The sequence below is a fragment of the Flavobacterium algicola genome, assembly GCF_022399565.1.
Lineage (GTDB): Bacteria > Bacteroidota > Bacteroidia > Flavobacteriales > Flavobacteriaceae > Flavobacterium > Flavobacterium algicola.
Map to the genome: position 1 here is coordinate 96,806 of NZ_JAJTUT010000006.1, position 12,545 is coordinate 109,350.

Below are 12,545 nucleotides of genomic sequence, written 5' to 3' on the forward strand. Positions count from 1 at the left end.
CTAATTAATTTTCTTAGTCGAATCGACCTTTACTGCTGCTGCCATATTTTTTACAAAATTTTCTTTTGGCGTAGACTCAATGGCGTTAGCTTCGGCCATTCCGCCTAATCTTGCATATTGATCTCTTAAACTAATTCCAAGAACTCGTTTTTCTAAGTCGACTCTGGTGATTTTTTTCCTTAAGTACTTTTCAATCATTAAACTAGCGATTGGTCCTGCAATTGTTGCACCGTATCCACCATTTTCTACCATGATAGCAATAGCTATTTTTGGATTATCTTTCGGGGCAAAGGCAACAAAAATAGAGTGATCTTTTAATTGCACTCTCTTTCCTCCAATTTTCGCAAAGTTTTCTGCCGTACCCGTTTTTCCACAAATTTCAATCCCTTCTACTCTCAAAGAGCTGGCGGTACCAAAATTGTATACGTCATGAAGACCTTGAATTACAGGTTTAAAATATTTCTTGTCGATAGTGGTTACGTGTTTTGTTGTAAACTTTTTGTCGATAGCACCTCCCTTAATCTTTTTTATGATATGAGGGGTATAGTAATAACCTTCATTTGATACTGTCGCAATCATATTTGCTAGTTGAATTGGAGTCATCAATACTTCCCCTTGTCCGATCGAATTTGAGACAATAGTTGTACTTCTCCATCCACCATTAGGATAGATCTTTTTATAGGTCTTGGAGTCAGGAATATTTCCTCTTCTTCCGGTAGGTAAATCATAACCCATAAAATCACCTAGTCCAAAACTTTTAACGTGATTACTCCATACATCAACTGCGTAGGCTGGTTTAGCATATTTGTTGATGGTTTTCATGTAGGCAGATGCAAAGTAAGTATTACATGAATTGTAAATTCCGTTATTTAATTGATGTGGTCCAAAACCGTGACAAGCCATAAAGCGTCCGCGAGCGTAGCTAAAACCGTGATGACAAACAAACGTAGTTTGCTCATCGATGACACCTTCTTGAAGTGCAACCAAACCAGTTAAGATTTTGAACGGTGACCCAGGAGGGTATTCCGCAAGTAATCCTCTATCATATAGCGGTTTTGCGATAGAATCATAATATAATAAAGTATAGTTTTTTGATCGTTGTCTACCAACTAATATCGATGGATCGTAGGAAGGAGCAGTGATCAAAGCCAAAATCTCACCTGTTTGAGGTTCGATTGCTACGATTCCACCACGTTTGTTGATCATTAATTGCTCACCATATTTTTGAATTTCGGCATCAATGGTAAGGTTGATGTCTTCACCTTGTACAGCAATTGTGTCGTACTTACCTTCTTTATAAGATCCTATTTCTCGATTGTATTTGTCTTTTTGAATGTATTTTACACCTTTGATTCCACGAAGTATTTCTTCGTAGCTTTGCTCAACTCCCTGCACTCCTATTAAATCACCGCTTTTATAGTAAGGGTTCTTTGCTATTTTGCTTTCGTTTACTTCTGTAATTCCGCCAAAAACATTCGCTCCATAATCGACTTCATAGTCTCTTAAAGATCGTTTTTGAAAATAGAAACCTTCAAATTTTCGGATTTTTTCCTGGAAAGCGGCAAACTCGCTTTTATTTAATTGTGGTAAAAAAACCGATGGAAGTCTAGGGCTATAAACCTTCGCCTTTTTTATGTTCTTAATGAAATCTTCTTTAGTGATTTTTAAAAGTTGGCAGAACTCTAATGTATCGATATTTTTTAATTCTCTAGGAATAACCATAATATCATAAGAAGCTTGATTAGATACTAATAATTTGCCATTTCTGTCGAAAATATAACCTCTTTCTGGGTAATCATATTTTATTTTTATTGCATTATTCTCTGATTTTAGTTTGAAAGTATCGTTGATTACTTGCAAATAAAATATGCGAATTAGTAGCAATGATGCTGCTATGATAATTAAGGAAGGCAGCAGTATTTTTCTCATCTTTTTACGGGCTTAATAAGATAGATTATAATAATACAACTAAGAATTGTAAATACAGCACTTAGTAAGGTTCGCAGTAGAATGTCTAGAATGATAGTAACTTGGAAAGCTTCTACGATAAATAATGTTATATGATGAATCAGAACAGCTAGCAATATAAAGGAGAACCGTTCTGGGGTAAGCGAATCATTTATTTTAATCGTTTGATATTCATAACTCACACCAAATGAGAATTTAAAAATCGCCGGTCTAAAATAAGCGAGTACAATGCAAGCTGTAGCATGCGTACCTCCTGAATTTGAAAAGAAGTCCATCGCTAATCCTAATAAAAAGCTTGCAAATAGTAATCCTGATTTATTACCATTTACAGGATAAAGTATAATGAATAAAATATAGGGCAGTGGCATGATAAAGCCCAAAAAAGTCATATTGTTGAATATAACAATTTGAACGGCTAATAATAGTATAAACCGAAAAACATTGACTAACAAAGAGCTATTCATTTTTTTTATTTTGGTTTTCTAGATTATTCAATTCGGCTCTGTTCTTGCTTTTTATAATGTAAACATGGCCCAAATTAGTCATGTCATTAAAAAGTTTAATATTTAGCGTGTAATAATTGGTTTTATTGTCAATGTAAATTTTATCAATTGTACCAATGTTTATATTTTCTGGAAAAATAACAGATTGCCCACCTGTAACAATGGTATCTCCTTTTCTAACAGATGCAAGTCTCGGTACATCAATAAGTTGTACAAAGCCGGTGCTTTTTCCATTCCAAACTAATGATCCAAAATGATTTGATTTTTTAACCTTTGCATTGATCTGAGACCTGGTATTCAAAAGACTTACTACAGTTGCATAGTTAGGTGAAGTTTTATCAACGATACCAACAATACCAAGATTATTTATAACGCCCATATCAGGTTCAACACCTTTTAAAGTTCCTGAATTTAAAGTCAAAAAGTTTTCTGGTGCGTTATAAGAATTATGGATAACCTTCGAAACAAGAATATCATCAGGAGCAACTCCTTCTAGATTTTCTATTTTCTTAATTTCGGTAGTGTCTTTGGTACTGAATAAAATACTTTTTAATCTTGCATTTTCAAGAGCCAAAGCTTCATTTTGAGTTTGTAAATTCAAATATTCACTTACATTGTTAATCTTCTCGTACACACCTCCGCTAACGAAGTTTGCAGAACTAATAACTCTACTTTTATGAAAAGAATGCGATTGAATAGTAAGCAATAGTGAAATGCATAATAACAGCAAAAACAGTATTCGATTACTGTTTTTGAATATGAAATTAAAAATTTGCTGCATTTTCTTATTTGATTATATGTTTCAAAATAGGCGTAATATCTGATTTTTTATAAGTTTATATAATCTTATAAAAAATCAGATACAGATAAGAAAATCTTATTTGATTAAGATACTTTTAAATTTACCTATATTTTTTAATGTTATTCCAGTTCCACGAACTACTGCTCTTAATGGATCTTCAGCGATGTAAACAGGTAAATCGGTTTTTTGAGAAATACGTTTGTCTAAACCTCTTAACATAGAACCTCCACCAGCTAAATAAATACCTGTGTTGTAGATATCTGCAGCTAATTCAGGAGGAGTCTGAGATAAAGTTTCCATTACCGCATCTTCAATTCTTTGAATAGACTTGTCTAGCGCTTTGGCAATTTCTCTATAAGATACTTCGACTTGCTTAGGTTTCCCTGTAAGCAAATCTCTACCTTGAACTGACATGTCCTCTGGAGGGGTTTCTAAATCTTCAATAGCTGCTCCTATTTGTATTTTAATTTTTTCTGCAGTGCTTTCACCTACAAACAAATTGTGTTGCGTACGCATGTAATATACGATGTCATTTGTAAACACATCACCTGCAATTTTCACAGACTTATCACATACAATTCCACCCAAAGCGATTACTGCAATTTCGGTAGTACCACCACCTATGTCAACAATCATATTACCTTTTGGTTGCATGATATCGATTCCAATACCAATTGCTGCAGCCATAGGTTCGTGTATTAAATACACTTCTTTACCATTTACTCTCTCACAAGATTCTTTTACTGCTCTCATCTCTACCTCTGTAATTCCTGAAGGAATACATACTACCATACGAAGGGCAGGAGTGAACATCTTCTTTTTTAATGCTGGAATACTTCTGATAAACATGCTTATCATCTTTTCTGAAGCATCAAAATCAGCAATTACACCATCTTTAAGTGGCCTAATCGTTTTAATGTTTTCATGCGTTTTACCTTGCATCAAGTTAGCTTCTTTACCAACGGCTATTATTTTGCCTGAAATTCTATCACGAGCAACTATAGATGGACTATCGATAACGACTTTGTCATTATGGATAATTAAGGTATTAGCGGTACCAAGGTCTATCGCGATATCCTCAGTCATGAAATCAAAAAATCCCATAGATTATTTTGGGTTAAAAGTTATAAATTTAATCGAGCACAAAGTTAAACAAATTAATGTTTGAAATGACGTGTTCCTGTAAATACCATTGCCAAATTATTTTCATTGCAATAGTCAATACTTAATGCGTCTTTTATAGATCCTCCTGGTTGAATTACAGCGGTAATTCCAGCTTCTTTCGCTAGAGCTACACAGTCAGGAAACGGGAAAAATGCGTCACTTGCCATAGAGGCTCCAGTCAAATCAAATCCAAAGTGTTTGGCTTTTTCAATAGCTTGGAGTAATGCATCTACTCTTGAAGTTTGACCTGTACCTGATGAAATCAAAGTACCATTTTTAGCGAAAACAATCGTGTTTGATTTCGTGTTTTTACAAATTTTAGAAGCAAAGATTAAATCTTGAATCTCTTGTTCTGAAGGACTTGTAGTAGTAACGGTCTTTAAGTCTTCTTTATTGTCTGTAATACTGTTTCTGTCTTGAATTAACAAACCATTCAAACATGTTCTTACTTGACGGTTAGGTAATTCGACCTCATTTTGTATTAATACAATTCTATTTTTCTTTTCTTGTAAAATTGCCAAAGCTTCGTAATCATATAAAGGAGCGATTACTACTTCACAAAATAATTTATTTATTTCAATTGCAGTTGCTACGTCAATTGTACTATTTGCAATCAATACTCCCCCAAATGCAGAAGTAGGATCACATGCCAAAGCAGCGTTGTAAGCTTCCTCGATAGTGTCTCTTGATGCTAGTCCACAAGCGTTGTTGTGTTTTAAAATGGCAAATGTAGGTCCGTCAGTTTTAAATTCATTGATTAAATTAACTGCAGCGTCTACATCAAGTAAGTTGTTGTATGAAAGTTCTTTACCGTGTAATTTGGTAAACATTGCTTCAAAATCACCAAAGAAAAACCCTTTTTGGTGTGGGTTTTCTCCGTAACGTAGTATTTGTCCGTTGGCAATACTTTCTTTATAGAAAGTTTCGTCAGTATTAAAGTAGTTAAAGATAGCACCATCGTAATGAGAAGAAACGTGAAAAGCTTTTGTAGCTAACAATTTTCTGTCTTCAATTGTAGTAGCACCTTCTTGAGAAGTAATCATGTCCAAGAATAATGCATAATCATCAACAGAAGCAACAATCGCTGTGTCTTTGAAGTTTTTTGCAGCAGCACGAATCAGTGAAATACCACCAATATCAATTTTTTCAATAATATCAGATTCACTAGCTCCAGATGCAACAGTTTTTTCAAACGGATATAAATCAACAATTACTAAGTCAATTTGTGGAATATTGTATTCTATCATTTGTGCGATATCGCCTTCATGATCTTGTCTATTCAATATACCACCAAAAACTTTTGGGTGCAATGTTTTTACTCTTCCACCTAAGATCGAAGGGTAAGAAGTCACATCTTCAACAGGCACAACAGGAATTCCTAGATTTTTTATAAAGTCCTCTGTACCTCCTGTAGAATACAATGTTACGCTTTGGCTGTGTAGTTGTCTTACAATAGGCTCAAGACCTTCTTTAGAAAAAACTGAAATTAATGCTGATTGAATTGTTTTAGTTGTGCTCATATTGTGTTATAATTTGAAAGTGCAAAAGTAGTTTTTTTAACTGAAAATAAGACTATTTGAAAAAGAGATAATTTTGAAATACTTGTTAATTGGCTTAATATTATTAAAATTAGCTTTTAAAATGAAGGAGTTGCTTTAATTTATTTGCTTATTGAAGATAAAAGTTGGAATTTTACTTGATTCAAAATCCATCTCTTAATGCGTTTATATTTTCGATTACTAAAAGAAAGTTTTGTTTTTGCGATTCACGCATTAACCAATAATATGCTACGTACATTATTGTCGTTGTTGGGAGTGACGATTGGAATATTTTCCATCATTGCTGTCTTGGCAGCAGTTGATTCATTAGATAGAAAAATTACTAGTGATTTAAGTAATTTAGATAAAAATACAATTTACTTAATGCGTTTCTCTTTTGGTCCCTCTGAAATTCCAAAATGGAAAAGAGAGCAATATCCTGATGTCAAATATGATGAATATGAGTATTTAAAAAGCTCACTAAATAATACAGAAGAGGTAGCTTATCAAGTATTTCTAAAAAACGAATTATTAAAACAAGAAGAGAAAACAGCAAGCGATGTTAATATTGTAGCAGTTTCTTCTGAATTCATAAATATTCAAGGTCTCGAATTTGAAAGTGGTCGTTTCTATAATGAATCAGAGTCTAATTCCGGTAAGGCAGTAATTGTGTTAGGTTTCGAAATTGCCAATTCTTTGTTCGAAAATATAGATCCAATTGGCAAAAATATCAGATTATATGGTCAACGTTTTACAGTAATTGGTGTTTTAAAGAAAAAGGGTGAAGGTCTATTTGGTGATAGTAATGATGTTTCAGTTTATATACCTGTAAATTTTATTCGAAGAATGTATGGAGATAATAACGATGCTATGACTCCAGTAATTATTTTAAAGCCTACCAAGGGTGTTGATATGGATGCTTACAAAGCGGAACTAACTGGGAAACTCCGTAATTACAGAGGAATGAAAGATGGTCAGTTTGATAATTTCTTCATTAATGTTTTTTCTGGGTTTACCAATTTAATTGATGGGATCATAGGTCAGATGAATGTAATGGGATGGATAATCAGTGGTTTTTCTCTACTTGTTGGTGGTTTTGGAATAGCTAATATTATGTTTGTTTCTGTAAAGGAAAGAACCAATTTAATCGGTATCCAAAAATCATTGGGTGCCAAGAATAGGTTTATTTTATTTCAATTTTTATTTGAATCAGTAATTCTCTCTGTAATTGGTGGGGTAATTGGTCTGCTCTTAGTGTTTATAATGTCAATTATAGCTACAAATTTAGCAGATTTCGAATTTGTATTAAGTTACGGAAATGTATTTTTGGGCACCTTCTTAGCTGCAATTATTGGATTAATCGCTGGAATTATTCCTGCCATAACAGCTTCGAGGTTAGATCCAGTTGAGGCAATTAGAACTGGTATGTAGTAGTTACAAAACAACGCCGAAGAATTTATATATGTATTATACTGAACTTGCTTGGAAATTTTGAGCTACTACAAATTGACACCCAAGTTTAGATTTGTTTTAGAATTCAGATCTAATTGTAATTCCAAACTTCGGTGTCAAGCCATAATAATATCTATACTATTCTATCTGTATTCAGGATTGTCAAATTCCCAGCGCTCGCCATTGTCCCAATCTTCTCTAGAATTTCCATATTTAGGGTATCCACCATTTGCTTTTAGCATAGATGCAAGATGAAGTAAATTATAGGTCATAAATGTGGTATTCCTGTTGGTGAAATCACTGTCAAAGCCAATTGGTTTCTCTAGTTTTTTACCTTTCCATTCTTTATCCCCGTAACTTGGTCCAGGCCCAACTTCTCCAATCCATCCACTGTCGGCTTGCGGAGGGATCGAGTAACCCACATGTTGTAGCGAATACAGCATTCCCATTGCGCAATGTTTTACACCATCTTCATTACCTGTTATGATGTTTCCGCCTACTTTGCCGTAAAAGAGATACTGTCCTTTGTCGTTTGTTAATCCACTCATGGCGTATAATCTTTCAATTAACTTCTGAGCTTCAGATGATTTTTCTCCTAGCCATATAGGTGTTCCTATAATTAATATATCTGCATTAATAATTCGCTTGAATAATGCAGGCCATTCGTCAACATCCCACCCGTGCTCTGTCATATCAGGATACACTCCGCTCGCTACTCGGTGATCAATCAATCGGATTTCGTCAACGGTCACCTTTTCTTTTTTCATAATAGTTTTTGAAACATCTATCAAATGAGAAGTGTGGCTAATCTCGGGAGATTTTTTTAAGGTACAATTGACGTAAATTACTTTTAAGTTGCTAAAATCTATATTTTTCATGATTTATATTTTTAAAAAAGCATAATAAATTGAAAGTAGAATAGATAGCTAACGTTATACTTTTACTACTTTCAATTTGTAAGTTATGAAATATGTAGTAGGAAAATTATAAGAAAAGCTTAAAAACAGATTTAATTATTTCTATTTGAGTTGATTGGTGATTTGTGTTTAAAAGTATAATGATAAATTGTACTACGTAATATCTCAAAAAGATATATAATTAACTTCATTCAAAAAATGCAAATTATTAGTGACCTCAGCATTTTTTAATTTATTATTCTCGAATGGTATAAAAGCTTTAGGCAGTGTAATCATACTTTCTTAAATGAAAAAAGCTAATCATCCATTTTTAACTGGAATGATTAGCTTATCTAAACTGTAAATCTTTGTTGTTGAACTACTTTTTTCAGAAGGTCATTCTGTGGCCTCAATTTCTTCGTTACCTTCCCATTGTCCAACGACAGATGTTGCTAAAGCATTTCCTAAAACGTTTGTAGCGCTTCTAAACATGTCACAAAAGTGATCGATTGGTAGTATTAAGGCAATTCCTTCTATTGGAATATCAAACATTCCGCAAGTTGCAGCAACGACTACTAAGCTTGCCCTAGGGACACCAGCAATCCCTTTACTAGTGAGCATCAGCACTAATAGCATTGTCATTTGTGTAGCGATATCTAGTTCTATACCATAGGCTTGCGCTATAAAAATACTGGCAAAAGTCATGTACATCATACTACCATCAAGATTGAATGAATAGCCTAGTGGTAACATAAATGAAACAATTTTGTCTTTTACTCCAAATCGTTCCAATTCTTCAGTAAGTTTAGGAAATACTGCTTCACTACTTGTAGTTCCAAAAGCAATAATTAGAGGACTAACAATTCTTTTTAATAATACAGTCATTCTGCTTTTTAGAAAAATATAACCTACAAGGATTAGAACAACCCATAAGGAAGAAATTCCAATTAAAAAGGAACCGAAAAATTTAAAATAAGTAATTGCTAATTCTTGGAAATCTCTAACGGCAAAAACCCCTGCAATGGCTCCAAACACACCTATTGGTGCAAAATTCATTACGTAGGTCACCATCTTTAAAATTATGTGAGAAGTTTTATCTAGGAACACTACAACTGGTTTTACATAATCGCCTAAAGAAGCTGCTGCCAAGCCAAAAAAGATCGAAAAGACAACGATTTGTAAAATTTCGTTGGTTGCCATTGCTTCGAAAATACTTTTAGGGACAATGTGTTCGATAAAATTATCAAAAGATATTGTTTTCGTTTTTTCGGCTACTTCTGTTGCTGTTCCTAAATCTACATTTGATAAATTTAAACCTACTCCAGGTTCTAGAATATTTACAAAAAACATTCCTAACAATAAGGAGATAAACGAAGCTGTGAAGAACCAACCCAAAGCTCTCCCTCCAATTCTACCTACTGCGCTTACATTTCCTAGCTTAGCAATTCCAACTACGAGAGTTGTAAATACCAATGGCGATATAATCATTTGTACCAATCGAATGAAAATAGTTGCAAGTATTTTGATCTTATTACTGAACTCTAATGCAGTTGCTTCAGATATGTTATTGTGAATTACAATTCCTAAGGCTGCTCCAAGGATCATTGCAATAAGAATTTGTGTGGTAAGGTTGGATAAAAGGCCTGCTTTTTTTGTTTCTGCTGAACTCATTTGAGTGTAATTTGATTTTTTTAGATTGGTTTTTAACTGTATTTAATCCAATTCTTACGGGAGGTGGTTGAGTTCTTACGTCATTTAGGAATAATGTGTAAATATAGAAACTTATTTGAATTGCAGGTAGTTTTGCAAAATTACTTTGCAATATTATTACCAAATTTTGCTTTTTGGGTATAATATCACATTATGTCATTATATATGATTAAAGTTTTTATGTGAATAAATATATTATGTAAATGCTTCTCAGTTTTAAAAGAGGAGCAATTTATTCTAAAGTTATTCATTTGCATATAATTCGACTTAATCGAAGGCTAATACTGATTTTTGCAGTGAATAGTAATGAAAGAGTTAAAGTTGTAATTAGCCCTGATCGAAGCGGCATCCTCTTGTGTGGCGATAGCCAAAGCAAGAGATATAGTGTAGAGCAGGAGGAGAGGTCTTAAGTGCAGTAGATGTGCCGCTCCTAGATGAAAATAAATGGCAGGCTTTGAAAAGTATAAAGCAAAAAAAATCCCGATTGCTCGGGATCTTGAATTATCTTATTTCATTATTCTGAATCAAATCGATGTACAAGTTAATCTTGTCTTTCAACTCTTTTCTAGCGGTTATAAAATCTAAGAAACCGTGTTCAAGTAAAAACTCGGAAGTTTGAAACCCTTCTGGTAAATCTTTACCTGTAGTGTCGCGCACAACACGTGGACCTGCAAAACCAATTAATGCTCCTGGTTCGGCGATATTGATATCTCCAAGCATGGCGTATGATGCAGTAGTTCCTCCTGTTGTAGGATCTGTACAAAGAGAGATGTATGGTAGTTTTGCTTCTGCCAATTGTGCTAGCTTGACAGAAGTTTTTGCTAATTGCATTAACGAGTAAGCAGCTTCCATCATACGGGCTCCCCCTGATTTGGAGATCATCAAGAAAGGTAATTTGTTTGCGATAGCGTGATCAATACCTCTTGCGATTTTCTCTCCCACAACGGCACCCATAGATCCACCAATAAAGGCGAAATCCATACAGCAAATTACTATATCTTTTCCTTTTGATTGTCCAACTCCAGTACGCACGGCGTCTTTAAGTTTGGTTTTTTCGGTAACTTGTTTCAGACGATCTGAATATTTCTTTGTATCAACAAAGTTCAGAGGATCTTTAGAAGTCAGGTTTTTATCCAATTCGACAAATTTGTTGTCATCAAATAAAATTTCAAAATAAGTTGCACTACCAATTCTTACGTGGAAACCGTCTTCTGGACTTACAAATAAGTTGCGTTCCAATTCGTCAGCATCAATGATTTTTCCAGTAGGAGATTTGTACCAAAGTCCCTTTGGAACATCCATTTTGTCTTCGGTAGCAGTAGTGATTCCCTTTTCTTGTCGTTTAAACCAAGCCATATTAATTAATTATAAGTTATGTATTATAAAATTATGAGTTGTGAAAAAAGCACTAAAGCCTTGTTTCACAACTCATAATTCATAATTTTTATAGTGTATTCACATTGTTTAAGTCAGCAAATGCTTGCTCAAGTCTTGTGTTAAAAGTTACTTCACTTTCACGAACCCATTTTCTTGGGTCATAATATTTTTTGTTAGGAACATCGCTTCCATCAGGATTACCAATTTGAGTTTTCAAATAGTCAATGTTTTTTACCATATAGTCACGGATACCTTCTGTGTAAGCAAATTGCAAATCAGTATCAATGTTCATTTTGATTACCCCGTAGCTAATACCTTCTCTGATTTCTTCTACTGTAGAACCTGATCCACCGTGGAAAACAAAATCAACTGGATTGTTACCCGTGTTGAATTTCTTTTGTACGAAATCTTGAGAATTTTTAAGGATTTTTGGAGTTAATTTTACGTTTCCTGGTTTGTAAACACCGTGAACGTTTCCAAAAGCTGCTGCGATAGTGAACTTAGGGCTTATTTTAGATAATTCTTCGTAAGCATAAGACACCTCTTCTGGTTGTGTGTATAATTTAGAGCTATCAACATCAGAGTTGTCAACACCATCTTCTTCACCACCTGTAATTCCTAATTCAATTTCCAAAGTCATTCCCATTTTACTCATACGAGCTAGGTAACCTTTACAGATTTCGATATTTTCTTCAATTGGCTCTTCAGATAAATCTATCATATGAGAGCTAAACAATGGTTTTCCTGTTGCCGCGAAATGTTCTTCTGAAGCATCTAATAAACCGTCGATCCAAGGCAATAATTTTTTTGCACAATGATCAGTATGTAAAATTACAGTTGCTCCGTATGCTGCTGCAAGAGCATGTACATGTTTTGCACCTGCAATACCACCAGCGATTGCTGATTTTTCTCCTGCATTTGATAATCCTTTTCCAGCGTTAAATTGAGCTCCACCATTTGAGAACTGAATAATTACTGGAGCATTTAATTTTGCTGCCGTTTCTAGAACTCCATTGATAGTGCTTGATCCTGTTACGTTTACAGCAGGAAGAGCGAATCCTTTTTCTTTAGCATAGTTAAAAATTTCTTGAACTTGATCTCCTGTAGCTACTCCCGCTTTGATGTTGTGTGCCAT

General features: G+C 34.0%; 10 protein-coding genes. 1 reads left to right on the top strand and 9 read right to left on the bottom strand.

Annotation, left to right across the window (positions count from 1 at the left end; genetic code table 11):
* The 5 genes from mrdA to purH form a co-directional block, all read right to left on the bottom strand.
* Positions 1–1,929: a penicillin-binding protein 2 gene (gene mrdA, locus LXH21_RS16805; protein WP_239868672.1), complete on the bottom strand. Its 1,929-nt coding sequence runs from the start codon at positions 1,927–1,929 to the stop codon at positions 1–3.
* Entirely contained in the window at positions 1,926–2,432 is a 507-nt protein-coding gene (locus LXH21_RS16810; RefSeq protein ID WP_239868675.1) for a rod shape-determining protein MreD, read from the bottom strand. The genes mrdA and LXH21_RS16810 overlap by 4 nt, the downstream gene beginning before the upstream one ends.
* Positions 2,425–3,252 carry a rod shape-determining protein MreC gene (gene mreC, locus LXH21_RS16815; protein ID WP_239868678.1) on the bottom strand — a complete coding sequence of 276 codons (828 nt, stop codon included), beginning with the start codon at positions 3,250–3,252 and terminating at the stop codon, positions 2,425–2,427. The genes LXH21_RS16810 and mreC overlap by 8 nt, the downstream gene beginning before the upstream one ends.
* Before the next feature lie 96 nt (positions 3,253–3,348).
* On the bottom strand, positions 3,349–4,377 hold the full coding sequence (locus LXH21_RS16820; protein ID WP_239868681.1) for a rod shape-determining protein: 1,029 nt from the start codon (positions 4,375–4,377) through the stop codon (positions 3,349–3,351).
* 53 nt (positions 4,378–4,430) lie between these two features.
* Positions 4,431–5,957 carry a bifunctional phosphoribosylaminoimidazolecarboxamide formyltransferase/IMP cyclohydrolase gene (gene purH, locus LXH21_RS16825; RefSeq protein ID WP_239868684.1) on the bottom strand — a complete coding sequence of 509 codons (1,527 nt, stop codon included), beginning with the start codon at positions 5,955–5,957 and terminating at the stop codon, positions 4,431–4,433.
* 198 nt (positions 5,958–6,155) lie between these two features.
* Here purH and LXH21_RS16830 point away from each other — a divergent pair, with 198 nt between their 5' ends.
* On the top strand, positions 6,156–7,406 hold the full coding sequence (locus LXH21_RS16830) for an ABC transporter permease (RefSeq protein ID WP_239868687.1): 1,251 nt from the start codon (positions 6,156–6,158) through the stop codon (positions 7,404–7,406).
* A gap of 164 nt (positions 7,407–7,570) precedes the next feature.
* Here LXH21_RS16830 and LXH21_RS16835 read toward each other — a convergent pair whose 3' ends face one another.
* From LXH21_RS16835 to fbaA, 4 genes are all read right to left on the bottom strand, one after another.
* The gene (locus LXH21_RS16835) at positions 7,571–8,305 is read right to left on the bottom strand and encodes a flavodoxin family protein (protein ID WP_239868690.1); all 735 of its coding nucleotides are present in this window, start codon (positions 8,303–8,305) and stop codon (positions 7,571–7,573) included.
* Positions 8,306–8,719: 414 nt separating this feature from the next.
* Entirely contained in the window at positions 8,720–9,994 is a 1,275-nt protein-coding gene (locus LXH21_RS16840) for a dicarboxylate/amino acid:cation symporter (protein WP_239868694.1), read from the bottom strand.
* Between the two features lie 540 nt (positions 9,995–10,534).
* Positions 10,535–11,389 carry an acetyl-CoA carboxylase, carboxyltransferase subunit beta gene (gene accD, locus LXH21_RS16845; protein ID WP_239868697.1) on the bottom strand — a complete coding sequence of 285 codons (855 nt, stop codon included), beginning with the start codon at positions 11,387–11,389 and terminating at the stop codon, positions 10,535–10,537.
* 88 nt (positions 11,390–11,477) lie between these two features.
* Positions 11,478–12,545, bottom strand: a complete 1,068-nt coding sequence (gene fbaA, locus LXH21_RS16850; RefSeq protein WP_239868700.1) for a class II fructose-bisphosphate aldolase — start codon at positions 12,543–12,545, stop codon at positions 11,478–11,480.